22 protein-coding genes are annotated in these 25,983 nt (G+C 53.0%); 21 read left to right on the forward strand and 1 reads right to left on the reverse strand.

Annotation, left to right across the window (positions count from 1 at the left end; translation table 11 throughout):
* Positions 1–80 precede the first annotated feature (80 nt).
* From KP014_RS10680 to KP014_RS10730, 11 genes are all read left to right on the forward strand, one after another.
* Entirely contained in the window at positions 81–773 is a 693-nt protein-coding gene (locus tag KP014_RS10680) for a GntR family transcriptional regulator (protein WP_036601709.1), read from the forward strand.
* Between the two features lie 34 nt (positions 774–807).
* A complete protein-coding gene (locus KP014_RS10685; protein WP_036601706.1) occupies positions 808–2,073 on the forward strand; it encodes an FAD-dependent monooxygenase in 1,266 nt (421 codons plus the stop codon).
* 22 nt (positions 2,074–2,095) lie between these two features.
* Complete coding sequence (locus KP014_RS10690) at positions 2,096–2,911, forward strand: DUF3891 family protein (RefSeq protein WP_036601704.1); 816 nt, start codon at positions 2,096–2,098, stop codon at positions 2,909–2,911.
* A gap of 286 nt (positions 2,912–3,197) precedes the next feature.
* Positions 3,198–3,569 carry a DsrE family protein gene (locus tag KP014_RS10695; protein WP_036601701.1) on the forward strand — a complete coding sequence of 124 codons (372 nt, stop codon included), beginning with the start codon at positions 3,198–3,200 and terminating at the stop codon, positions 3,567–3,569.
* Positions 3,570–3,581: 12 nt separating this feature from the next.
* The gene (locus tag KP014_RS10700) at positions 3,582–4,277 is read left to right on the forward strand and encodes an isochorismatase family protein (RefSeq protein ID WP_036601700.1); all 696 of its coding nucleotides are present in this window, start codon (positions 3,582–3,584) and stop codon (positions 4,275–4,277) included.
* A 55-nt stretch (positions 4,278–4,332) separates the two neighbouring features.
* Entirely contained in the window at positions 4,333–4,767 is a 435-nt protein-coding gene (locus KP014_RS10705) for an SRPBCC family protein (protein ID WP_036601698.1), read from the forward strand.
* 21 nt (positions 4,768–4,788) lie between these two features.
* A complete protein-coding gene (locus KP014_RS10710) occupies positions 4,789–5,661 on the forward strand; it encodes an FAD binding domain-containing protein (protein WP_036601695.1) in 873 nt (290 codons plus the stop codon).
* A 26-nt stretch (positions 5,662–5,687) separates the two neighbouring features.
* Positions 5,688–6,197: a (2Fe-2S)-binding protein gene (locus tag KP014_RS10715; RefSeq protein ID WP_343223091.1), complete on the forward strand. Its 510-nt coding sequence runs from the start codon at positions 5,688–5,690 to the stop codon at positions 6,195–6,197.
* A 1-nt stretch (position 6,198) separates the two neighbouring features.
* Positions 6,199–8,493, forward strand: a complete 2,295-nt coding sequence (locus KP014_RS10720; RefSeq protein WP_090833989.1) for a xanthine dehydrogenase family protein molybdopterin-binding subunit — start codon at positions 6,199–6,201, stop codon at positions 8,491–8,493.
* 11 nt (positions 8,494–8,504) lie between these two features.
* Complete coding sequence (locus KP014_RS10725) at positions 8,505–10,763, forward strand: beta-glucosidase family protein (protein WP_036593901.1); 2,259 nt, start codon at positions 8,505–8,507, stop codon at positions 10,761–10,763.
* Between the two features lie 38 nt (positions 10,764–10,801).
* Positions 10,802–13,123 carry a xanthine dehydrogenase family protein molybdopterin-binding subunit gene (locus KP014_RS10730; protein WP_216700492.1) on the forward strand — a complete coding sequence of 774 codons (2,322 nt, stop codon included), beginning with the start codon at positions 10,802–10,804 and terminating at the stop codon, positions 13,121–13,123.
* Positions 13,124–13,256: 133 nt separating this feature from the next.
* On the opposite strand, the gene KP014_RS10735 is transcribed toward KP014_RS10730, so the two are convergent.
* A complete protein-coding gene (locus KP014_RS10735; RefSeq protein ID WP_051499875.1) occupies positions 13,257–14,252 on the reverse strand; it encodes a LacI family DNA-binding transcriptional regulator in 996 nt (331 codons plus the stop codon).
* Positions 14,253–14,462: 210 nt separating this feature from the next.
* Between KP014_RS10735 and KP014_RS10740 the strand changes: the two genes are divergently transcribed.
* The 10 genes from KP014_RS10740 to KP014_RS10785 all read left to right on the forward strand — a co-directional run bounded on the left by KP014_RS10740 (position 14,463) and on the right by KP014_RS10785 (position 25,969).
* Complete coding sequence (locus KP014_RS10740) at positions 14,463–16,142, forward strand: glycoside hydrolase family 13 protein (protein ID WP_036593881.1); 1,680 nt, start codon at positions 14,463–14,465, stop codon at positions 16,140–16,142.
* A 273-nt stretch (positions 16,143–16,415) separates the two neighbouring features.
* Positions 16,416–17,780, forward strand: a complete 1,365-nt coding sequence (locus KP014_RS10745) for an ABC transporter substrate-binding protein (RefSeq protein ID WP_051499845.1) — start codon at positions 16,416–16,418, stop codon at positions 17,778–17,780.
* A 63-nt stretch (positions 17,781–17,843) separates the two neighbouring features.
* On the forward strand, positions 17,844–18,695 hold the full coding sequence (locus tag KP014_RS10750; protein WP_051499843.1) for a carbohydrate ABC transporter permease: 852 nt from the start codon (positions 17,844–17,846) through the stop codon (positions 18,693–18,695).
* 23 nt (positions 18,696–18,718) lie between these two features.
* Entirely contained in the window at positions 18,719–19,540 is an 822-nt protein-coding gene (locus KP014_RS10755) for a carbohydrate ABC transporter permease (RefSeq protein ID WP_051499842.1), read from the forward strand.
* A gap of 28 nt (positions 19,541–19,568) precedes the next feature.
* A complete protein-coding gene (locus KP014_RS10760; RefSeq protein WP_036593878.1) occupies positions 19,569–20,420 on the forward strand; it encodes a MurR/RpiR family transcriptional regulator in 852 nt (283 codons plus the stop codon).
* Positions 20,421–20,425: 5 nt separating this feature from the next.
* On the forward strand, positions 20,426–21,145 hold the full coding sequence (locus KP014_RS10765; RefSeq protein WP_216700493.1) for an N-acetylmannosamine-6-phosphate 2-epimerase: 720 nt from the start codon (positions 20,426–20,428) through the stop codon (positions 21,143–21,145).
* Positions 21,126–22,040, forward strand: coding sequence for an N-acetylglucosamine kinase (locus KP014_RS10770; protein WP_090833987.1), 915 nt, complete (start codon positions 21,126–21,128; stop codon positions 22,038–22,040). The genes KP014_RS10765 and KP014_RS10770 overlap by 20 nt, the downstream gene beginning before the upstream one ends.
* Positions 22,041–22,541: 501 nt before the next feature.
* On the forward strand, positions 22,542–23,942 hold the full coding sequence (gene ltrA, locus KP014_RS10775) for a group II intron reverse transcriptase/maturase (RefSeq protein ID WP_036589107.1): 1,401 nt from the start codon (positions 22,542–22,544) through the stop codon (positions 23,940–23,942).
* Between the two features lie 221 nt (positions 23,943–24,163).
* Entirely contained in the window at positions 24,164–25,048 is an 885-nt protein-coding gene (gene modA / locus KP014_RS10780) for a molybdate ABC transporter substrate-binding protein (protein WP_246590697.1), read from the forward strand.
* Positions 25,049–25,180: 132 nt separating this feature from the next.
* Complete coding sequence (locus tag KP014_RS10785) at positions 25,181–25,969, forward strand: DeoR/GlpR family DNA-binding transcription regulator (RefSeq protein WP_281426470.1); 789 nt, start codon at positions 25,181–25,183, stop codon at positions 25,967–25,969.
* Positions 25,970–25,983 lie beyond the last annotated feature (14 nt).

Genomic DNA, 25,983 nt, shown 5'->3' on the forward strand with positions numbered 1-25,983 from the left:
CGGAAACGCTGTGAAACCCTTCCAGCGAGACATGGGAAACATTCGGTCTTTGATCCTTATCCAGCAAGGAGTGAATACAAATGACGCAGCCGCCCGACAAGCTAGTTAAAGAAACAACAACCATGGCCGTTTACAAAAGATTATTTGACTACGTAATGAGCGGACAATTTGAACCGGGCATATGGATCAGGGAACGCCAGCTTAAGGAGATGTTGGGTGTCAGCAGCACACCGATCCGAGAAGCTTTGAGAATGCTCGTACAGGAGCAGGTGCTTGAATCGGTTCCCCATCACGGCGTCCGTATCAAAGATTACTCTATTAAAGAAATCCAGGATTATTACGAGCTTCGCGCCGAACTCGAAGGATTGGCTGCCGAACTCGCCGCCGAACGGGGAAGCAAGCTTATGTTCGACAAGATGGAGGAGATTCTTCACTTGCACCGGACATTTGAGACGGAACGCTCCGATGAAGCGATTGAGCTAAATAACCAGTTCCATGATCTCATCGTGGAGGCCAGCGAGAATCTTTCGTTAAAAAATACGCTGCAGCATCTAAGGGTAGGGATCAACTGGATTCAAGTCATGGCATGGAACCGCAATAAGGACCGGCATTTCAGCACCTACCATCAGCACCAGGGCATCTTGGATGCGTTGATGGCACGGAACTCCAAGCTGGCCCGTTCCCGGATGCAGGAGCATGTATGGGATTCAATCAAATTAATTATAGAGTCTCCAGGCACACTGCAAATGGCAGGGGAACTCCGAAAAAGTTAAACGAATGATCCGGAAGGGAGAGGTGGTTGCATTCATGGAGACGTTGAAGAACGAAGTGAAGACAGACGTATGCATCGTTGGAGCCGGTCCTGCCGGAATGCTGCTCGGCTTGCTGTTGGCCAAACAGGGAATTAACGTGATCGTGCTGGAGAAAAATGCGGATTTTTATAGGGAATATCGTGGAGAAATTACCCAGCCGCGTTTTGTCCAGATGATGAAGCAGCTCAACCTGCTTGACTATATCGAAAGCCAAGACCATGTGAAGATCAATGAAGTGGTTGTATTCCATGATCATAAGGAAATTATGCAGCTCGCATTTAATACGTTAATTGACGAGGAGAGCTACTGTGCTAGACTGACCCAGCCGACGATGCTGGCAGCCCTCCTGGAGAAAGCCCGGCATTATCCGAACTTTAAGCTGCTGTTCAATACGAAGGTGAAAGACCTGCTTAAAGACGGCGACAAAATCACCGGCGTCTATGCGTTAAGAACAGCAGGCAATTCTACCAACGCGGAGGAACTGGCTGATGAGGGAGAGTTCGATATTCGCGCTGCGGTAACGGTTGCCGTTGACGGCCGGAATTCAACCATGGAAAAGCTCGCCGACTTTGAACTGGACCTCGATTATTATGTGAATGACCTGCTGTGGTTCTCTTTTGAGAAACCGGAGTCCTGGGATTACAACATCTACCACTTCTACTTCCAGAAAAATTACAATTATCTATTCCTGCCCAAGCTGGGCGGACTCATCCAATGCGGCATTTCGCTCACCAGAGGCGAGTTTCAGAAAATCAAGGAAGAAGGCATCGAAGCCTTCAAAAGCAAGATTCTCGAAGACCTGCCTATTCTTAAACCTTATGTGGAGCCCATGGAAGACTTCAAACCTTTTGTTCTGCTGTTATGCAAAATGCGGTATGTCAAAGATTGGGCCAAAGACGGCTGCCTGCTAATCGGCGATGCTGCGCACTGCGTAACTCCTTGGGGAGCAGTTGGCAGCACTCTGGCGATGGGAACCGCGATTGTTGCGGCGGATGTCCTTTATAAAGGGTTCCGGACTGGCGACCTTTCCCTTGAAACGCTGAAGCAGGTCCAGGCAAGACGTAAGGATGAAGTGAAGATGATCCAGAATCTTCAGGTAACCCTGGAAAGATTCCTGACCCGGGAACCTGTCAAGAAGGATCTGGCCCCTCATATTTTCAGCATTTGCACGAAGCTCCCGGACATCACGGATACGTACAAGCGTCTTTATACGAGAGAGAAGCCGCTTGATATTGACCCATCATTTGTTTTTGCCGACTAACCGCCGGAGGGAGAGCCTATATATGTTTATTACAAAAAATGACGGCGATCTGCACATTGTCAATCAATACGACCACTCCGTTCAGGCCGGACAGGTTGCGCGCCGCTGGGGAAATGAGCAATTCCGGCGTCCGGATCATTTTGAGTCGATGTGTCTGGCCGTCGAGAAGCATGACATCGGCTGGGTTGAATCCGATACGAAGGTGCTGTTCAATCCGGAAACCGGACAACCCGTTCCTTTCTTAAGCGTCAATCTGCTGCAGCATGTCGAGTTTTACGGCAAGGGATATGAGCAAGTAAGGAACGAGGACCCGTATGCCGGACTGCTCGTTGGCATGCACTGGATCGGTTTGTACACCAACCGGTTCGGGTACGATCCGTCGTTTACGTTCAAAATCCCAAGCGAACTGGCAACGTTTATTGACGAGAATACGATCAAACAGCAGAAGGAATGGGTCGATCTGAAGATGGCCCTGTGGAACCGGGCGGAGCGAAGAAGCCTGTTCGAAGATAACCTGTGGATGAACTATGAATTGGTCCAGATGATGGACCGCTTGTCCCAGTACGTATCTATGCTTCCTCAGGACACGAACGAGAAGTGGGTTCTTGGTCCGGTTCGCCGGACGCTTGGTTCCGAGGGTGAAATGATTACGGTTCAGGGGCAGGGGGGCGGCGTTGTTGCCGTCGATCCGTTCCCGTTCGATTCAGTTGTGGAAACGACCGTGCTGCGGCGCAAAATTCCCGATGCCCGCTACCGTTCACATGAGGAAGTCTATGAAGTTATGGAGAAGGCCGAGACCGAGCAGGTCGTCTGGAAGCTGGTTCCGGCAAAAGGTTGATCATCATCCATACCGGATTACGCATATCGGCATTTTGCAAAATGCCCATCTATATAAGATGAACTTGAAAATGACATCAGGGTAAGGAGTTGCGAAGGGGAAGTTTGGAACTGTAGGAGCGACAGCGACCGCCTTTGTCTCCGGATTTCATCCGCGAAGAGCGGTTTAAATCAAGAAATCTGGAGATGGGCAGCGGCCGGAAGTCCAAACATTCCTCGTAGTTACGACTGATATGTGATGGGAAAATCTTAAGTTCATCTTAAATAACTAACGGGAGGGAATGACCATGGCCAAAATTTTAATTCATCTCACGCATGGACCTGAAGCACCGACTCAGGCCGATCGGGCGTTTCTTATCGCCAAGACCGCCATTCAGGAAGGTCATTTCGTCTCCATGTTTCTTGCGGGGAGCGCCGTTCAGCTTCTGCGCGACGACATCCTGGACAGCGTGATCGGAGTGGGAGACGGCGTGACGACAGTACGCGAATCCTATGATGCGATTGTCGGAGGCGGAGGGGCTATTTATCTCTCCCGAATATCTTGCGGCGCGCGCGGTATGACGGAGAAGGAACTAAGCGGCAAGCAGGCCCAGCTTGCGGAACCGAATGTGCTGGTGCGTCTGACCGTCGATCATGACCGGGTTATTACCTACGGATAAGGAGGATTGCTCATGGCACGAATCTGGGATAACTATCTGGATGAACGGGACAAGAGGGTATATGCGAAGGCCGGTCTTGGCCATGCGATGGGCATTGGCAGCCGTCCGGCCCTGATTATTGTGGATGTGCAATACGGATTCACAGGCGATTCACCGGAGAGTATCGAGGCATCCATTCAGAAATATCCGACAAGCTGCGGGGAAAGCAGTTGGGAAGCGATTGCGCACATCAAGGAACTGCTGGCGGTCTCCAGGAAGGCCGGGATTCCGGTGTTCTTCACGATTATTGAGGGGAGCAAGTCTGCTCCGAATGACCGTATTGCCATTAAAGGCAACATTTTCGATCACCCCGAGCTTCTTGAAGGCGCGAAGGGAGCACAAGTGGTCAAGGAGCTTGAACCCCAATACGGCGAAATCGTCATCTCCAAAAAGAAGCCGAGCGCGTTCTTCGGAACGCCGCTGATGTCGTATTTGACGGCGCGCCATGTCGATTCAGTCATTGTGACGGGTTGTACAACAAGCGGCTGTGTGCGCGCTTCTGTCATTGATGCGTTTTCTTACAATTTTAAAGTCATTGTGCCGGAGGAATGCGTGTTTGACCGCGGCATTGCCTCCCATGCGATCAATCTTTTCGATATGCAGCAGAAATATGCGGATGTCGTGCCGGTAGCCGAAGTAATCGCGGAACTGAAACCATTAAGCGTTTAATAGGACAAGCAGCCGTTTAACCAATAAACTTGGGCAGCAGAAATGGAGGATACTTATGGAGGTTCAGGGTGAAGTAAAGGTAAAGGCCGGTAAAGAAGCGGTGTGGAAAGCTCTTAACGATCCGGATGTTCTGAAAAAGGCCACACCGGGCTGCAATTCGATTACTGAGACGGAGCCGGATACGTACAAGGCCGATATTACGATCGGAATTGCGGCGGTGCGCGGCAGTTATGAAGCGGAGATTAAAATTCTCGACAAGGATGAGCCGGAGAATTACCGCCTTGTGATGAAGGCGAACAGTCCGGCCGGATTCATCGAAGGCGACGCCCGCGTTGAGCTTCAGGCCGAGAGCGATTCGATAACGATTATCAAATATGACGGAACGGCTCAGGTGGGCGGTCTGATTGCCGGAGTGGGCCAGCGCATTCTGTCCGGGATCGGCAAGATGATTGTGAAAGACTTCTTCAAGAAGCTTGCGAAGGAAGTGTAGGGAAGGGAGGAGCCTATCAGAATGAAACCTGCGGCGTTCGATTATTATAAACCGGAAACATTGGATGAGGCCCTGTCGCTTCTGGACGAGTTCGGCTATGACGCCAAAGTTCTGGCGGGAGGCCAAAGCCTGATTCCGATGATGAATATGCGGCTGGCCAGGCCGCCGGTTCTGATTGATATTAACGGAGTTCAGGGAATGACCGGAATTGAAGTCGGCGAAAGCGAGATTGTGATCGGAGGGTTGACCCGTCATTACATGGTGGAGCACTCCCCCGAAATTCAGAATAGCTGTCCGATGCTCGCGGAAGGCATCAAGCTGATCGGGCATTCGCAGATTCGTTCCCGCGGAACGATTGGCGGCAGCATCGTTCACGCGGACCCTACGGCGGAGCTTCCGGTTATGCTGACAGCGCTGGGCGGGAAGGTCACCGTCGTATCGAGCGGCGATGAACGGGAGTTGACTCCGGAAGAACTGTTTCTTACCTATATGACGACGACGATTGAACCGAATGAAATTGTCAAGTCCGTGCATTTTCCTGTAATCGCGGAACGGACAGGCCATGCGATTGAAGAGTTTACTTTGCGGAGCGGCGACTTCGCAATCATTATCGCCGCGGCTTCCGTTACGCTGGATGAGGAAGGTCTGATTGAGAGCGCTGCGCTCTGCATCGGCGGAGTGGACGGCATTCCGGTCAAGCTGGAGGATGTCACCGACGAATTGATCGGCGAGGCCCCGAGCGAAGAATTATTCGCGGAGAAATGCGCGCAGATCGTGGATCTGGTCGACCCGGAGAAAGACATTCATGCTAGCGCGGAGTACCGCAAGGATCTGTGCGTGGCGTTAAGCCGCCGTGTGTTGAAGAAAGCCGCGGACCGGGCAAAACAGGCCTGACAGGAAGAAAGGGAGGATGAGCGTCCATGATGGAAAAAACCGCGGAATCGAGCCGGTTGAAGACGATAACGTTGAAGGTCAACCATAAGGAATATACGGTTGATGTGGAGCCTCGTATGCTGTTGTCCGATGTCCTGCGGGACGTGCTGAGGCTGACGGGAACGCATGTGGGCTGTGAGCACGGCGTATGCGGAGCCTGTACGATTATGATGGACGAAAGACCCGTCCGGTCCTGTCTCGTGTTCGGCGTTCAGGCGGATCAGGCGGAAATTGTGACAGTTGAAGGGCTGGAAAGCGAGAACGGGGAGCTTCACCCGCTTCAGAAAGGATTCTGGGAGAAGCATGGACTGCAATGCGGATTTTGCACGCCGGGCATGCTGATGACAGCTTGTCACCTGCTCGAGCACAATCCGGACCCTAGCCGTGAAGAAATCCGCGAAGCGATCTCCGGCAACTTGTGTCGCTGTACAGGGTATCAGGGGATTGTCGATGCGGTGGAATACGCGGCCAAAGAAATGAGGGAAAGGGCGGAGTGACATGTCGATTGGCGCAAGTCTGAAACGGCTGGAGGATTACAATCTCTTAACGGGAAGAGGACAATATGTCGGAGATCTGCAATTTCCGGATCAATGCGAAGCCGTGATCATCCGATCTCCGCATGCGCATGCGATCATCCGCTCCATCGATGTGGAAGAAGCCAGGCGTTTTGACGGGGTGCTCCTGATTCTCACGGCATCCGACCTGCCGGGCGACCTGCGGCCGATTCCGATGCGGCTGTCTCCGGACCCGATACTCGAAAAGGCTCTGCAATATCCTTTGGCGAAAGACCGCGTCCGTTACGTGGGCGACCCGGTGGCGGTGATTGTCGCGAAGGATCGCTATATGGCCGAGGACGCCGCGGATTTCATCAAGATTGAATATGATGTGCTGCCTCCGGTGACGGATGCGGTTCAATCGCTACAACCGGATGCGCCGCTCCTTCATCCTGATGCGGGTACAAATGAAGTATATCTGATCTACAGCAAAAAGGGGGATGTGGCGGAGCGGCTGAAAACGTGCGAGCATGTGCTGAAAGAGGAATTGTACGTGCAGCGCCACTCCGGCATCCCGATGGAAACGAGGGGGCTGCTTGCCCTGTGCGACGAGGACGAGCGGTTGACGGTATACGGCGCCGCGAAGGTTGTCCATTTCAATCATCAATTGATGGCACGTCTCCTGAACAAGAATAAAGAAGATATCCGGTTGGTCGAGACGGATTGCGGCGGCGGCTTCGGGCCCCGAGGCGAGTTCTATCCGGAAGACTACTTGATCCCGTTTGCCGCCATGCGTCTGAAGCGTCCGGTAAGATGGATCGAGGACCGTCTGGAGCATTTCAAAGCGACGAACCATTCCAGAGAACAGACGCATCAGGTAACGGTCGGCTTTGACGGCGACGGGCGGATTTATGCGCTTCGGGATGAGATCTTCTTCGATCAGGGCGGTTATATCCGCACGCACGGTACGACCGTGCCGTCTCTGACCCAGGCCATGTTACCGGGGCCTTATGATTTCAGCGATATTGAAATCGTGACGCATTTGGCATTGACCAACAAGACACCGGTTGGAACGTACCGCGGGCCGGGACGGTTCGAGGGAACGTTTGTGCGCGAGCGGGTCATCGATATGGTCGCCGCGCATTTGAAGCTGGACCCCACTGTAGTCCGGGAACGGAACTACATTCGCCCCGAACAGATGCCCTACACCAACGGGTTGTCCGCTCTCGGACAAATCGTTGAATTTGACAGCGGCAATTATGCCGAGACCCTGGACTGGGCCCGGAAATTCATGGGCTGGGATAGTTTCCCCGAGAAGCAGGCGAGGGCTAGACAGGAAGGACGTTTTATCGGTCTCGGTTTTGCTTCCTTTGTGGAAAAATCGGGTTTTGGCCCATGGGAATTTGCCGAGGTGGAGATGCGGCCGGACGGCCGGGTAATCTGCAAAACCGGACTGACTGAAGTCGGTCAGGGGATTACAACGACGCTGGCGCAAATTTGCAGCGATCAGCTTGGTATCCCTTATGATCGGATCAGTGTCGTTCACGGCGATACCGACCTTGTGGAGAAGGGCAACGGTTCATTCGCGACCCGCGGAGCGGTTGTCGGCGGATCGGCCGCCTGGCATGCCGCCGGATTGCTGAAGGAGAAGCTGCTGGAGGTTGCAGCCGGGGAGCTTGCGGTGCCGGTGGACATGCTCGCCCTCAAGGACGGGAGCGTGGTGTATTCCGAAGCGGGGCAGGTCGTTATGCTTTTGGATGATTTACTGCCTATTTGCTTGGAGCGCGGCATTTCACTGTGTGAGGAATATACGTTTCATATTGACCATATGACTTACCCGTACGGCTGCCACGCGGCCGAAGTAGAGCTTGATCCAGACACGGGAGCGCTTCATATTTTGAACTACTATATTGCATATGATATCGGCAGGGCGATTAATCCGATGCTCGTGGAAGGCCAGCTTGTTGGAGGAATGGCCCAGGGACTGGGAGGGGCCATTTACGAGGAACTGAAATATGACGAAATCGGACAGCTTGTGTCGGGCAGCTTCATGGATTATCTGATTCCAACCTCGATGGAAGTTCCGGAGGTCCAAACCGAGATTTTGGAGAACTATCCTTCACCGCTCAATCCGCTCGGAGTCAAAGGCGCGGGAGAGGGCGGAACGGTAGCCGTAGCTCCCGCGATTGCCAATGCCATCGTGAACGCGCTGCAGGAATACGCCATTCCGATAACCTCTCTCCCCCTTCGCCCCGAACGCATCCGAGAGGCGCTGAAACAAATGAAGCCGGAGAGGTGATCTGCATCAAGATGAGTACACTGGCGGAAACTTGGCTTGGACAACTAACGTTGGACGAGAAAATCGGTTTGTGCGCGGGAGAAGATTTGTGGAGAACGAGAGCCGTTGATCGGCTTGGCATACCATCGCTCAGCATGAATGATGGCCCTCATGGAGTGAGGAAGGAACAGGACGGCACGCTGCTTGGCCTCAGCAAGCCGGCCACCTGTTTCCCGACTTCGTCCGGACTGGCCTCTTCCTGGGATATCGAGCTTATGGAACAGATCGGCGTGAATCTGGGACAGGAATGCAGGCAGCTGGACGTTCAAATCTTGCTGGGACCCGGCATTAACATGAAGCGCTCGCCTCTATGCGGCCGGAATTTTGAATACTATTCGGAAGACCCCTTCCTTGCGGGGGAAATGGCCGCGGCGTTCATCAGAGGGGTTCAGAGCCGGAACATCGGCACGTCGCTCAAGCATTTTGCCTGCTACAATACCGAATTCGAGCGGATGACGATCAGTTCCGAAGTGGATGAACGCGCGATGAGGGAGATTTATTTGGCTGCCTTTGAGCGTGTGGTCAAGAAAGCCGAGCCTTGGTCGATTATGAGCTCCTACAATAAAGTAAACGGAACCTACGCTTCGGAGAACCGGTTCTTGCTGACGGATATTCTTCGGGGCGAATGGAAATTCAGCGGGTTCGTCATGTCTGACTGGCTGGCGGTTAATGACCGGGTAAAAGCTCTTCAGGCCGGACTCGACTTGGAGATGCCAGGGCCTGCCCTATCGAATGGTATGAAGCTCAAAGAAGCCTGGCAGTCGGGCGAGCTTGCCGAGGAAACACTGGATCGGGCGGTTCTGAATGTGCTGTCGGCTGTGGAGAAAAGCCTCGGGAGCGCCGGGTCCGCTCCTGACGATCTTGACTGGAGCTTTGAGCAAGCCCACCGGCTTGCCCGGACAGCGGCGGAAGAGAGCATGGTGCTGCTCAAGAACGACAATCGCCTTCTGCCGCTTGAGCCGTCCAGGCTGCCTTCAATCGCAATTATCGGGAGAAATGCGAAGTATCCAATAATTCAGGGCGGAGGCAGTTCCAATATCAATCCGTCCTGTCTGGAAATTCCTTTCGATGAAATTGGGAAAATGCTGGCCCCCGGTACGCAGGCTTTCTATGCGGATGGCTACGGTGAAGATGGCGAGGTTAACCACGAGCTGATTTCCGAAGCGGTTCGAGCCGCCCTTCAGGCTGAAGTCGTGCTTCTGTTTGCGGGCAGCACGGAGCTTGAAGGAAACGACCGGGAGAGCATGGATTTGCCCGCCGGACATTCGGCGCTGCTGAAAGCCGTCGCGTCCGTCCACAAGTCCTGCGTTGTTGTTCTGAACAACGGGTCTGCTGTAGATATGCGCGGGTGGATTGCTGACGCGTCTGCTGTCCTTGAGGCGTGGCTTCCCGGACAGGCAGGCGGCAGCGCCATGGCGCGTCTGTTGTTTGGGGCGGTGAATCCTTCCGGTAAACTGGCGGAGACGTTCCCGATGAAGCTGTCCGATAATCCGTCTTATCTGAATTTCCCCGGAGATAGTGGCAAGACGGTGTATGGCGAAGGCTTATTTATCGGATACCGTTACTATGACCGCAAGGAAATACAGCCTCTTTTCCCGTTCGGATACGGCTTGTCCTACACGAGCTTTGACTATACGGATCTTGAGGTCGCCCGGAAACCGAATGAAGGCGACTTCGTCGTATCGGTCAGGGTAACCAATACAGGGAGCAGACACGGTAAAGAAATTGTCCAGTTGTACGTCACAGACCCGGACTGCGAGCTGGTTCGCCCGGACCGGGAATTGAAAGGATTTGCGAAGGTCGAACTCGCGCCAGGCGAAACGCAGACCGTCACGCTGCAATTGGAGAAGCGCGACTTTTCTTATTATCATCCGGCTTCAGGAAGCTGGACGGCCGACAGTGGAGACTTTGTTCTGTCTATCGGCGCTTCTTCGCGAGACATTCGCTTGTCCACGCGCCTGCATATTGAATTCGCCGGTAAGACCGAAATAACGCTTGACTCAAACAGCCTGCTGAAGCAATGGCTTGCGACTGAGCAAGGCTTGCAGGCTGTCCGCTACTTGGCTGAGCATGTTGCGGAAGATGAGAACCTGAAAGAGACGATTCTGGCCGGAAAGCTGAGAGGCTTTTTCCTGGAGATGCCATTGTGGAGATTTATCAAGCTCCTGTCCAAGGACGGAACGGCGAAGCGCTGGTCCGGCCGGATGATGGAAGAGCTATTCGGTCTATAGACTGTGGAGGTGAAGGTATGAAGTATATAGGTCAGCCCATGAAACGGAAAATTGATCCGCGATTGACGAGGGGACAGGGACGATATATCGCCGATATTCACATGGACGGAGCTCTGAGCGCGGCTTTTCTGCGCAGCACGCACGCACATGCCAATATTACGGAAATTGACCTGGAGCAGGCGAGAAAACTGCCGGGCGTGGTAGCGGTATTCGGCCCCGATGAGGCGGCGGAGCTCCCTTGCTTGCCTGTTGTGTTTCCCAATCCCAATTTGATATCCGTTACCCAGCGGCCGCTTGACAGAACCGTTCACCATGTAGGCGAGCCGGTTGCCATGGTAATCGCAACCTCCAGATATATAGCCGAAGACGCAGTCGACCTGATCAAAATCAAATATGAGAAGCTCCCTGCCGTTTCCTTTCTGGAAGACGCCGCGCGTCCCGGAGCGCCGCTGGCCCATCGGCATATGGAATCCAATGTGGCGATGAGCATCAGTCAGTCGATCGGCAACGCCCATGAGAGAATGAAGGAGGCCGATGTCGTCGTCAGCCACCGGTTTGAAATCGGCCGGGTGAGCTGTCTGCCGATTGAGACGCGCGGACTGCTCGCGAAGTGGAGCCATCACCAGCCGGAACCTATGCTGGAAGTGTATGCCGCGACGCAGAGCCAGCATGAAATGCGCAAAATTCTGTCGGAAACGTTCCGGATCTCGGAACATCAAGTTCGGGTCATTGCCCCGGATGTCGGAGGCGCTTTTGGCGCCAAGGCTCCGTTCTACGTGGAGGACATGCTTGTTCCCTGGGCGTCGCTTCAGGTGGGCGCGCCGGTAAGCTGGATCGAAGACCGGATGGAGCATATGATGAGCTGCATTCATGAGCGCGAACAGATTCATGAGGCTACGCTCGGCGTAACCCGGGAAGGCAAGATTGTGGCGGTAATCGATAAAGGTCTGGCGAGCACGGGTGCATACGTGCCCTGGGGCGTTATCGTTCCCATCATTACATCTTCATTAATCCCCGGCCCGTACCGCGTGACCGACTATGCCTGCGATATCGACGTCTTCTATACGAATACGGTCCCCCTCGCGCCATACCGGGGAGCCGGAAGACCGCAGGCGGCCATGATTCTGAACCGGTTGCTGGATGAGGCGGCCCATGAACTGAATATGGACCCGCTTGAAATTAAACGCCGTAATCTGATTCAGGCGGATGAATTTCCTTACCGCACCGGTCTTTTATCCAGAGACGGAAAGCCCCAGATTTACGATAGCGGCAATTTTCCCAAGCTTGTGGAAACCGTTAAGTCGGAAGGGGAGTACGCGCATTGGCGCCAGCTTCAGGAAGAGTACCGGAAGCAGGGCAGAAATGTCGGAATCGGCACGGTCGTCTGTATCGAGAACACCGGCTTCGGCAATTATGAAGGGGCGACTGTCCGCGTGGAGGATACGGGCGAAGTGACGGTGTTTACAGGCGCCGCGACCCAGGGGCAGGGACATGAAACGTCTCTAGCCCAGGTTGCGGCTGAAGTGCTGGATGTCCCGCTTGAGAAGGTGATCGTCCGGGAAGGCGACACAAGCCTCTTTCCTTATGGTACCGGTACATTCGCCAGCAGGATTGCGACCATTGCGGGCAACGCGGTGTACAAGGCTGCCCAGAAAGTCAAGCAGCATGCGCTCCGGCTCGCTGCGCATGAGCTGGATGTTCCGGAAAGCGCACTGGAGTTGGCCGGAGGATATGTCCGCAAAAAAGACGAGCCCGGTATGCACATTTCACTGGGAGCCTTGTCCCATGCGGCGAAGGGAGGCGCTCCAGGTAAAACCTACGATCTTCCAACCGATCCGATGCTGGAGGCAACCGATTATTTTGCTCCCGAAGGTGCAGCCATTACGTCGATGTCCGATATGGCCGTCGTCGAGGTGGAGCCCGAGACGCTGCAAATCAAGATTTTGCATTACTTATCGGTCCACGACAGCGGCAAGCTGCTTAATCCGCTGATTGTAACCGGGCAGTATCAGGGCGGCATATCGAACGGAATCGGCAACGCCTTGTATGAAGAAATTGTCTACGACCGGGAAGGGCAGCTTCTTACGAGCAGCCTGATGGATTACCTTGTCCCTTCTTCCACGGAAATTCCGGAAATGACGATTCATCATATTGAAACGCCATCTCCGCTGAATCCGCTTGGCGTCAAAGGAGCGGGCGAAAGCGGGTCGATACCGGTTCTCGCCGTCATCCAGTCGGCCGTTCAGGATGCGCTGCGGCACACCGGCGTCAAAATTCATAAAATTCCTGTTAAGCCTTTGTATCTGAAGGAGCAACTGAGCAAAGCGGCGTTAGAAGAAGACGAAGTTGCGATTCAATAATAGTCAAGCTTCCGCAAGCGTGAAATGAGCCGGGCAATTGAAATACCCGAATTCATAAAACAGCAAGCTTCCGTGCCGCCGGAAGCTTGCTGTTTGGCCGATTGGGGATAGTCCAGAGTTGTTTCCGCATGTCTCACTTCGTGCTTTCGCGAATCGCCAGATAATGCGTTACATTGGAATGCTGCGGGATATCTGAAGCCCCCTTAATCATTTTGATCAGGCTGCGGGTAGCCGTCATGCCGATTTCCGTTGCGGAATACTCCACCGTAGAGAGCTTGGGACGGAAGATGGACGACAGATAACTGCCGTCAAAGCCGAATATAGCTACGTCCTCCGGAATTCGCATTCCTTGATCCAATACATAATTCATCGCCCCGATCGCCATCCAGTCCGTTGAGCAGAATACCGCGGTTGGCATTTCGCCGGTTTCCACCAGTTTGCGCATAGCGTTCATCCCGTCATCCACGGACAGCTCGCTCTTCACAACCCAGTCCTTCCGGACCGGAAGTCCCGCATCGTTCATCGCCTGGCAAAATCCTTGGTAACGGTCGTTTCCAATCCCCGAATCGCCTATTCCCCGGATCATGGCTATGCGGCGGTGTCCTTTTTGAATGAGATGGGTCACGGCTTCGTATGAGGCGGTAATATTATCCACATGGACGGAAGGAATGGATGGAATATTAGAAATTTGGCCGATCACGACGCAGGGGATGCCCGCCGCTTCAATCGTTTTAACATGCCTTCTTTCCAGCATGGACCCGACAAAAATAATCCCCTTCGACTCGATGCTCCCGAATCTTTTCAAATGATCCAGCTCGCTTTCAAGCGTTCCGTCCGTCAGCCCGATGAGCAGCTCGAACCCGTACAGCCTGGAGACCGACTCGATGCCCGCCACCATATCGTTAAGCACAGTCTGGCTGAATTGGGGGGCAATGACTCCAATCAATGCGGAATCGGTCTTGGTGCCATCGCCCGCGGGAGTGCCGGAACGGTATTGGGTCTGCTTGATGGCTTCCATTACTCTCATCCGGACATCCTCGTTCACCGGCTTGCTGTTATTAATGACTCTGGAGACGGTTGAGATGGAAACTCCGGCCATTTTGGCAATATCATTAATCGTTACCTTCATCTTAGCACCACAACTCCGAACAATAAGATACCCCATAACGGGAAAATATTTTCCTAAAAAGGCTGCATGAATCAATAATTACTATCTTTAATTAGTATCATAACACGGCCACATCATATTTCCAATTGGACTTGACCGGGAAAAATGATTCGTTTTATACTCCATATAGGAAAAATTTTTCCTTAAAGCAGGTTGGAGGAGCTGACAGCATTGGAGCGAATTTGGTGGAAAGAAGCGGTGGCCTATCAAATATATCCCCGCAGTTTTATGGACGGCAACGGAGATGGAATCGGCGATTTGCGGGGAATTATCAGCAAACTGGATTATCTGAAAAATTTGGGGATCGACGTGATCTGGATCTGCCCGATCTACAAGTCGCCCAATGACGATAACGGGTACGATATCTCGGATTATCATGACATTATGGACGAGTTCGGCACGATGGGGGATTTCGACGAGCTGCTGGAGGAAGTTCACCGCAGAGAGATGAAACTCATCATGGATCTGGTGATCAACCACACCTCGGACGAGCATCCCTGGTTCATCGAATCGCGGTCAAGCAAAGACAACCCGAAACGGGATTACTATATATGGGCCGACCCGAAAGACGGCGCGGAGCCGAACAACTGGGACAGCATCTTTGGCGGGTCGATCTGGGAATATGACATGGTTACGGACCAGTATTTTATGCATGTGTTCTCCAAGAGGCAGCCGGATCTCAACTGGGAGAATCCCGATGTACGCCAGGATTTGTACGAAATGGTCAACTGGTGGCTGGATAAAGGCATCGACGGTTTCCGTATCGACGCCATCTCGCATATCAAGAAGCTGGCCGGATTTCCCGATCTGCCGAACCCGGAAGGATTGCGCTATGTGAGCGCCTTTGCCGGACATATGAACCTCGAGGGCATCCACGATTTTCTGCAGGAATTGAAAGAGGAAACATTTGACAAGTACGACATCATGACCGTCGGGGAAGCGAGCGGCGTTACGGCAGGGGACGCGGATCAGTGGGTAAGCAAGGAAAAAGGCAAGTTCAACATGGTGTTCCAATTTAATCATATGCATCTTTGGGATAAAAGCCTGGAGAGCGGGTTCGACCTGATCACCTTCAAGAAGGTGCTGACCGAATGGCAAAAAGCGCTCGAAGGCACCGGCTGGAACGCCCTTTTCATGGAGAACCATGATAAACCCCGCTCGGTCTCCACTTATGGCGATGACGGATCGCTGCGGGTGCAGTCGGCCAAGGCGCTGGCGACGATGTATTTCCTGATGCAGGGCACTCCCTTCATCTATCAAGGCCAGGAAATCGGTATGACGAACGTGCAATTTCAGTCGATCGACGATTATGACGATGTGCATATGAAGAACTGGTACCGGCTGGAAAGAGAAGAAGGCAAGGAACATGAAGATCTGATGCCCGTGATCTGGACCAATGGCCGGGATAACTCCCGAACGCCGATGCAGTGGAATGCCGGGGAGCAGGCGGGATTTACGGAGGGGACGCCATGGATGAAGGTGAACCCGAACTACAAGGAAATCAATGTGGAAAGCGAGCTTGCGAATCCCGATTCAATCTACCATTATTACAAGAAGATGATCCATCTACGCAAAAGCAACCCGGTCGCCGTCTACGGCGTCTATGATCTGATCCTGCCGAAGAACAAGCAAATATACGCGTATACCCGAACGCTTGAGGATGACCAGTTGCTGATCATCACCAACCTGTTCGCGGAAGAGGCGCTGTTCCACCTGCCTAAAGCTGTCCGTTACAGCTCTGTTGAGCTGCTCCTCTCGAGCTATGAGGCTCCTGCGGGGGGCAGCATCCGGACGATCCACCTGAAGCCGTACGAGGCCAGGGTGTACCGGCTTCATGGCAAGACTTTGTAAGACACGTCGCGAATTAAGCATTGATAAAAAGCCGGGAAGAGGGACGGAGAGATCCGTTCCTCTTTTTTTGTTGCCGCTTGTGAAATCTTCAGAGTTGCTTCTTATGTGATAATAACTGACATCTTTGTTGTTGAAAACTATATGATTTTCATGCAAAAGGAGTGAAATGCAATCGAATAAAAGAGTATTCCTCCATTTTATAAATAAAAAAAGTGTTTACTTTTATTTTGCGATAGAATATTATAAGAACAAGCTTATCAAGGGGGGATTTGGATGAAAGGTTTATTAACTCGTTGTGTTACTTTGGCATTGTCTTTGACCGTCGTTTTGGCGGGCTGCGGCTCGAATCAGGACAGTTCGACCGATGCGGGCGGCGCTTCCGGTGGAAGCGGACAATCGGGAACGTCCAAGGTGTCCATGGTGTATTGGCCGGGACCGGAGAGCGACGCCATGCAAAAAGTGGTGGACGCTTATAATAGCGGGCAGGGCAAGACCGACGGCGTGAATGTCGAGATGGTGCTGCTGAGCCGTGACGGAACTTACGAGAAGGAAGCGGCCATGATGAGCTCCAAATCGGATGAAGTGGATATGTACTTTACCGCAAGCTATATTATCGGCCAGCATGCGCCAAGTCTGGATGCCCTGGACGGCAAGGTGAACACGGACGGTTATTTGAAATCCTCGGTCGACTCCCTGCGAATGAATAACGAGACCCTGGCGATTCCGATGGATGTCAGCAACCATTTCCTGCTGTACCGCCAGGATCTGATCGATAAATTGCTGAGCGATTCCGCTTGGAAGAGCAAATATGGCGAAGTCAGCCAAAAGGTGCTGGGCCAAACCCTTGAGCCCAAAGATCCGAAGGACTGGACATGGGATGACTTTATTGCGGCCGCGGCGTTCTTCAGCCAGGAGTACAATCCGGATTCCCCGACGAAATACGGAACCGCGCTGCAAATGAAGAACCTGATTTTCAATGTGATGATATGGGACGACTTCCTTTGGTCAAGCGGCGGTTCCTGGCTTGATGAGAGCGGCAAGCCGCAGCTCAATTCCGATGCAGCCAAGAAAGCGATGGGTATTTACTCGACCATTTATAACGGTAAAATGACGTCCCCGAACTCGACCGTTGCGGAGTACCCCGAAACCCAAGCGGCCCTGCAATCGGGCAACGCGGCCTTTGCCGTTCAATGGGGAGCGGCGTATGACGAACTGAACGATCCGGCGCGTTCTCCGAATATTGCGGGCAAAATTGCGGTCGCGCCGATTCCGGGCGAGCATAAAACGCATGTTCACGCCCTCGGGGTGGGACTGAACAAATACGCCAAGAACAAGGAAGCCGCACTGAAATGGATGAATTATTTGACGACGAAGGACGCCATGCAAATCTATGCCGATGGCGGCGGGATTCCTCCGATTGCGGAAGTGCTGAACGGTCTGGGCGAGAAGAAGCCGGTGCTGCCGCTCATCGCTGAGCATGTGGATAAATACGGTTATTCCACACCGATTATTGCCGAAACCCAGCCGATCATGCTGAAGCTGGCCGAAGATTTGAGCGGAGCCTGGGCAGGAAAGGACGATATCGGAAAAGCGCTTGAAAAAGCGCAGACCGATGTAACCGAGACTTTGTCCAAGTAAGCTGCTGCCGGTAAAGGGGGGATTCCTCCCCCTTTACCCTATTTTTTAAGAAGAGGTGTTGAAATGGTCTATTCGGAAAAGGCGGCAAAGTGGGTCCTGTCGTTTCCCCTGCTGTTATTCTGGGTTGTCATGGTTGTATTCCCGGCGGGATATGCGATTTACTTAAGTCTTCACGATGTATCCATGGGCCAGGGGATGTCCTCTTTTTCCGGGTTCGGCAATTATCTGGAAATTTTGCGGGATGCCGACTTTTGGCACTCCATCGGCTTTACCCTTGAGTTTGCTCTGATTACCACGGTTCTTGAGCTTGTTTTCGGATTTTTGCTCGCGCTGCTGTTTAACCGGTCGTTTCCCGGGAAGCGTCCGCTTCTGAGCATGGTGCTGCTGCCGATTATGGTCGCGCCTTCGCTGATGGGAATTATGTTCCGTCTGATTCTGAACGAGAACAACGGTGTCGCTACTTATTTTCTATCGCTGCTGCATATCCAGGTCAATCTGTTTGATCCTGATCTCGTTGTGCCGCTGATGATCGTTCTGGACATTATGCAGTGGGTCCCGTTTACGTTTCTGATCATCTATTCCGGTCTGCAGGGTGTCGATCCTGGACTCTATGAGGCCGCCTCGGTGGACGGTGCTTCATACTGGAGAACTGTTTTGCAGATTATTCTTCCAGTTATTGCACCCATTTTCTTTATCGCGGCGTTTCTGCGGGGAATCGATGCGTTCCGTACGTTCGACGTCATTTATGTCTTGACGAACGGCGGTCCCGGCAATATCACGAAGACGGCCAGCATCTATATCTATGAAGCGGCGTTCAAATCCGGCCAAATCGGTCAGGCGGCCTCCGCCTCCGTCATTGTTGCCGTATTCCTGCTGCTGCTCATTCCGTTCTTCGTGAAGAGATTATCCAAATAAAGCACAAGGAGGGCCGTCCTCTTATGAAAGCAAGAAAGCCGTGGCTTACAACGATCGCCGTCAGTGTAATCGCCGTGTTCCTGCTGCTCCCTTTGCTCAACACGCTGATGACCAGCTTGAAAACGACGGGCGACATTAATTCCTTCCCTCCGAAGTTTACGTTCGCTCCGACGCTGGAGCATTACCGAAATGTGATGTTCGCGGCGGGGTATGATTTTACAAGCTATTTTAAGAACAGCATCCTGCTGTCCGTGTTCACCAGTCTTTTTGTGATCGTGATCGCGCTGCCGTCTGCTTATTCCGTCATCAGGCTGGGCTTCAGTTCCGGAAGGCTTCTGACCCTTTCCATGGCGCTGAGACTGTTTCCGCCGATTGTATTTGCCATTCCCTACTATTTAATGTTTCAATATTTGGGACTGCTGGATACGGTCACCGGTTTGATTCTCATTAATATTTTCCTGAATATTCCGCTTGGGCTGATTTTAATGGTAGGATTTTTGCAGGAGCTGCCCTATGAGATTGAAGAATCTGCCAAAATCGACGGGTGCAACGTGTACCAGATTCTGTGGAAGATTATTCTTCCGCTGATGGCGCCGGGTATCGCCTCCGTGGCCATACTTGCGTTCATTTTTTCATGGAACGATTATTTATTTGCCGTTATTATATCTCTTAACAAGGCTACTCCCGTTACCCTGGGTTCGACGATGTTCATAACGAGCTGGGGAATTAAATGGGGAGATATTTCAGCCGCCACCGTATTATCGATACTGCCGCCGCTTCTGTTCACCTTCTTCGCCCAGCGTTATCTGGTCAGCGGATTGTCCATGGGTGCGGTTAAGGGCTGAACAGGTGCAATGGGGAGGAACTGCCGGGATGGAAAAAATAATTATACCCACCGGAAATGTAATCGCGTTTATCCGAAGCATTTATCCGACGCTGACTAAGGCCGAGAAGAAAGTGGCCGACGTCGTTCTCAGCGAAGTCAAAAATATTATCTTCGATTCGCTAACCGATCTCGCGGAAAAAGCGGAGGTTGGGGAAACATCGGTGCTCCGGTTCTGCCGGCATATCGGGTACAAGGGATTCCAGGAGTTTAAATTGGCCCTTGCCCAGGAACTGGATTCCGGCCATGATCAGCAAAAAGATCCCATCGGGGATGGCATTACCGAACAGGTCAGACAAAAAAATCTTCATATTATCAATGAAACGACCTCCCTTCTGAAAGAAGAGCAGATCCGGGAGGCGGTGAATATGCTGCTCCGCGCCAAGCAAATTGTGTTTTTCGGCGTGGGCTCTTCGGGGTTTACGGCGGAAATCGCCAAATACCGGTTTATCCGCACGGGTCTGCCTGTCGAAGCAGTGACGGATGGGCATCTCGGACCCGTAAAGGCCACCTTGATGACGGAAAGCGATGTCGCCGTATTGCTGTCGGTGTCGGGGAGCACGGTGGATATGGTGGACATAGCCCGCATTGCCAAAGAAGAAGGCAAGGCCGGAGTCGTGTGCATCACGAGCCACATCAAATCGCCGGTCACCAAATTTGCCGATGTCGTTCTGCTCAGCTCATCACGGGAGAAGCCAACGGAAGGCAGCGCCTTTACGTCAACGATTCCGCAGCTTTATATTTTGGATATTATTTTTGCGCATGTGATGCAGGAGCTTGGCGAGACCGCTGTGGGAACGATCCAAAAAACGGCAAAGGCCACCAGTAAAAACTTATACTAAAAGGAGTGGCAAAATCAGTGGACAACAGCATGAAGCACGGACTCGTCGTATCCTGCCAGGCGCATTTTGACCATCCGTTAAATCACCCGCTTCACATCGCGGCTTTAGCTAAATGCGCGGAGCTCGGGGGGGCGGTCGGAATCCGGGCGGATAGCCCCGAGCATATCAGAGAAATCAAGAAGAATGTAAACGTTCCCGTTATCGGGATCAATAAAGTGCTTCAACACGGCCATCGTTTCTTTATTACGCCAACATTCGAACACGCCAAGGACATCGTGGAAGCTGGAGCGGATATTGTTGCGCTGGAAGCGACCTTTCAGAATCAACCGGACAAGGAAGCGCTGAAAGAACTGATCCGGGAGATAAGAGAAGAACTGAATACGCCGGTCATGGCGGACATTTCCACATACGAGGAAGGCGTCCGGGCCTGGGAGCTTGGGGCTGATTATGTAGGAACCACGCTATCCGGATATACGGATATCAGCATGGACCGGCAGACGCCGGATATCGAGCTGGTCAAGGCGCTGGCCGATGCCGGCATACGGACGATTTGCGAAGGACATGTCTCCTCGCCGGAGCAGGCCCTCGCGGCCGTGGAAGCCGGCGCATACTTCGTCGTTGTCGGAACGGCGATCACCGATACGGTAGCCATTACCAAAGGGTATACGGGATTATTGCAAAATCACGGCACAGGAAGTGATCGCGATGCTGATTGTCTGCGTTGACGGAGGCCAGACGAAGACTTCGATTGATTTGTTCGACGGGAACGGCGGGCTAATCCGGAACTGGAAGACCGAGCCGGTTATCCACTATGCCCGGCCGGGCGGTCTGGACAGCTACTACCGCATTGCGGCAGGGCTGTGCGAAGAACTGAACGGGATGAAGCTGGTCGAACCGGTCTCTGTATGCTTCAGCCTTAGCGGCTATCACGGAGATGTGTCCATCATTCCGGAGACGATTGAACGCGGGATGAGCGGCCGAAACTTTTCCATGGTCGGGCTGCTGGTGGTTCCCGACTACTGGGGCAACTGGAGGGCCGTAACGAACGGAAAGCCGGGGATCGTCGTCATAAGCGGCGGCGGCACGGTTGCTTACGGCAAGAATGCGGCGGGAAGCTCGGCGCGTGTTGGCGGCTGGGGACATCATCTGGGAGACGAGGGCAGCGGTTACTGGATCGGCTTGGAAGCCGTGAAGGAAGTTCTTAAAGCGCGGTCCGGCATTTCAGCCTCAACGGCTTTGGAACAACCGGTCGCGTCAATGCTGGATTTTAAAGAGGAAAGCGGGCTTCTGGCCGGATTCTACTCTGGAGAAATAACCGATAAGGATCTCGCCCTGCTCGTTCCGGCGGTCAATGAACAGGCTGAACGGGGAGATCCCGCCGCGTGCCGGATAATGGAAGAGGCGGCAGGGCATCTGTTCCGGCTGGCCTTTGCGGCGCTCAAGCGGCTCGGCGGTGAGCTTCCCATCTATTTGTCCGGCGGGGTATTCAACGCTTCGGCGCTTCGGACAAGCCTGGCGGGCCTCTTCGAAGCCGCCGGGATTTCCTGGCTCGTATCGATTTGCGAGGGGAATCCCGCGCAAGGCATCTACAGCCTGGCCAGGGAGAATGCCGCTTTATGAGCCAACTGAAGCATAGCTATTCGTTATTGCAATATACAAGGGAGGGCCGATAATGGCCTTCCCTTTTGCAGTGTGCGCCCGGCATGGGCGATAACTCGGCGGTGAAAGTCCGCTACAGGCTTGGCAGTAGGAACTGTTAGCCAAAGGCAAGGGTGTCCGCCGCGAGGCGGAATCTGAAGGAAGCCGGAGGCAAACCCTCGGTCTGACGAACAGAAATCACATAGAAGGCATCATGGGACGGACGAGCTTGCACTACAAAGCAAAGTCCAATACTGCCCGAATCCCAGGGTGTAAATGTGGCAGATGGATGAGGGGAAGGTTATCGCTCTTACCCGGGGAGATCTCACAGACGCCCGGTAGGAAAAAAAAAAAAATCCGAAAGACGGAGTAAAGCTTGCTGTGAGAAGTCAGCAGAGGCCATAGTACCGGGAAGTTTTTTTTTCTCGGGAAGGGCCGAACAATCGTAAGTCTCGAGTACATACAGGAAGGAGAGTCGGCGCGATGAAAGCAGAATACCGAAAGGGCTGCCCGCAAAGGGAACGTGTGGAACATGAAGAGTATGCGGGAGCGCGGAGTGCCGGCATTCGGGAAAGTAGAGAAAGAGACGGTGCAACAGACTTGCTGGAACAGATTCTGGACAGAGACAATCTGAACAGAGCCTACAAGCAGGTCAAACGCAACCATGGAGCGCCTGGAATCGACGGAATGACCGTAGAAGATGCGCTGCCATGGCTGCAGGAACATAGAGACGAGCTGTTGCAAAATATCCGGGAAGGCCGATACAAGCCAAGCCCGGTACGGCGCAAGGAAATTCCCAAACCCGATGGAAGTGGAGTACGGAAGCTTGGCATACCCACAGTCGTGGACCGAGTGATCCAGCAGGCGATCGCCCAGCAGTTGCAGCCGCTGTTTGAGCCGCTCTTCTCAGACGGAAGTTACGGCTACCGCCCTGGGCGGAGCGCGCAGCAGGCCATCCGTAAGGTGAAAGATTACGCGCAGCAAGGCTATGGTCACGCGGTAGAAATCGACCTTTCGAAATACTTCGACACACTGAACCATGAACTGCTGATGAATCTTTTGCGCAAACAAATTCAGAACAAGCGTGTAACCGAACTGATTAAGAAATATTTGAAAAGTGGGGTTATGGAGAATGGGGTGCACTGCAAAACGGAGGAAGGCTCTCCGCAGGGAGGCCCTTTATCTCCGCTGCTCGCGAACATCTATCTGAACGAATTCGACCAGGAGATGAACAGACGGGGAGTGAACGTTATCCGGTATGCGGATGACATCGTGGTGCTAGCCAAAAGCAAACGGGCAGCGACGCGGCTTCTGGAGTCTTGCCGGAAGTACCTGGAGAACAAATTGAGACTCCAGATGAATATGCGGAAAAGCAAGGTAGTCAGCGTAGTGGCCCGGAAGTATTTCAAATTCCTTGGTTTTGCCCTGGGAAAGAACAGAAATGGGGTGTATATTCGCGCCCATGGGCAATCCCTCGCAAAAGCAAAGAAGAAGCTGAAAGAACTAACGAGCCGCAGTCAGGGCAGGAATGTTCGCCAAGTCATGGAGAAAGTGAAAGTCTACATTCGCGGATGGATCGGCTACTACTATGTAGCCGACATGAAACGGATATTGAAAAGCTGGAGCGAATGGCTGCGAAGACGCCTGCGGATGTACATCTGGAAACAGTGGAAGAAGCCGAGAACCAAGGTACAGAACCTGCGCAAGCTGGGGATACCGGAATGGCAGGCTTACCAGTGGGGGAACTCCCGTCTGGGGTACTGGCGCATCGCCGGAAGCCCGGTGCTGTCTCGTTCCATAACAAACGAAAAGCTCGCACAGGCAGGATATTATGACTTTCCTGCGCAGTACGAGCGTTTACGTCAATTGCACTTAAACGGTTGAACCGCCGTATACCGAACGGTACGTACGGTGGTGTGAGAGGTCGGCTACTCAGTTAATGGGTAGCCTCCTACTCGATTGAGGTACGGGGAGAAGTGCAAGCCGTTCATTTATTTGGACTCTTCCGGCAAGCTTCCGTTTCATTGTATACTAAACCAAAGTTATTTTGGCATCTACAAAAAGGATATGAATTGTAAATATGAATTTTGGAAGGATGAAATTGGATGACCGCCAAGTTAAAGCCCTGTTTGATCACCTATATGTTTCTGCTGTCCCTGTTTCTGCTCGTTATCGCTGGCTGTGCCAGGAATTCGCCGCCGGGCAACGCTTCCGCAACCTCAAGTCCCGCAGCCGCTTCCTCGAATTCGGCATCTACATCTCCGGGCAAGCCCGCAGATTCTGCGTCCGAACAGACGGAGCTTCTGGTATCGGCTGCCGCAAGCCTCGGCGAGGCTTTAAAAGAACTGGTTCCGAAATTTCAGGCCGCGCATCCCGATATTGCCGTGCGTCTGAACCTTGCGTCTTCGGGATCGCTCCAGCAGCAGATCGAGCAGGGCGCTCCCGCAGACCTGTTCGTCTCGGCGGGCGCCAAACAGATGAAGGCCCTTGCGGACAAACAGCTTACCCAATCCGATCTGACCAAGACTCTGCTCACGAATGACCTGGTGCTGGTCGTTCCCGCCGACTCGGCGGCGTCGGCTGTTACCGCCGAAGATTTAACCGGCTCCGGCTTCGCGAAGATTGCAGTCGGACAGCCCGAATCGGTTCCGGCCGGGATGTACGCGCAGCAATTTCTGCAAAAAGCAGGTCTTTGGGATACGCTGCTTCCCAAAATCGTCTTTGCCAAGGATGTCCGTCAGGTTCTGACCTACGTGGCTTCCGGCAATGTGGAAGCGGGGCTGGTGTATGGCAGCGACGCGGCCGGAGAACCGAAGGTGAAAGTCGCCATGCAGGTCGACCCTTCCGCTCACGACCCGATTGATTATCCGGCGGCTGTTCTGGCGGAAAGCGCGCATCCGGAACAAGCGAAAGTCTTCTATGATTACCTGTTTACACAGGAAGCCGGAGAGGTGTTTGTCAAATACGGCTTCAAGCTGGCCGGAAAGTAAAACTTTATTTTCCGCATGATCCGTTCCCTTATAAAGGCGATCTGTTTTCGGTGCATCCGGGCAGGTCGCTTTTTTCGGAAGATAAACACTTAAAAATGCTTAACAAAATACATAAAAATGCTTATAATGAGAATGAGAAGGGAGGAGTTTCCAATTTACCAGGAGGAACGCCTGCTGAAAATTTTGGATCAACTGAAGACCCATGCCCAACTATCCAATGCGGACATTTGCGAACTGCTGGACATCTCCAGAGATACGGCGAGAAGGGACATTATCAAGCTGGTGGAGGAAGGCGCTGCCATTCGGACGCATGGAGGGATCGCTTTACCTTTTTTCAAGGAGGAAATCAAGGCTTACAAGGATCGCGCAACCGCCGCTTCCGCACAGAAGCTTCACATCGCCAGGGCGGCCTCCGCTTATATTGCAAACGGGGACGTCTGCTTCATGGATGTCTCGACCACGGTCCGGGAGCTCTGCGGGCAGGTTGGGGATCATTTGACGGTATATACTCACTCGCTTGATAACGTTGAGGTCTTGGCGGGAAAGACCGGCATTGACGTTCATCTGCTTGGGGGGAAGTTTCACCATGACAACCGGTTTTTTTATGACCAGGCTGGGGCTTTGCAGCTGAACGAGGTTTATTTCGACAAGGCTTTTCTGGGAGCTGCGGCTATTATGGAAGACGGGGTTTACTTTGCTAACCGGGAGGATGCACTGATCAAGAAGCTGGTAACTGGGCGGGCCGGAAAAGTATACGTGCTGGCGGATACGAAGAAATTCAGTCTTACCGCTTCATTCAAGGGCATTGAATTCTCTGGCATCGATGTCTTGATTACCGACGGCGATCCGCCGGAGCATCTGCAGTCTGTCATGCGGGAGAGCGGGATCGAGATTATCCTGACGGCCGGAGAAGAGCAGTGAAAATCATTGACAAG

The sequence above is a fragment of the Paenibacillus sophorae genome (assembly GCF_018966525.1).
In the GTDB taxonomy this organism is placed as follows: domain Bacteria; phylum Bacillota; class Bacilli; order Paenibacillales; family Paenibacillaceae; genus Paenibacillus_AQ; species Paenibacillus_AQ sophorae.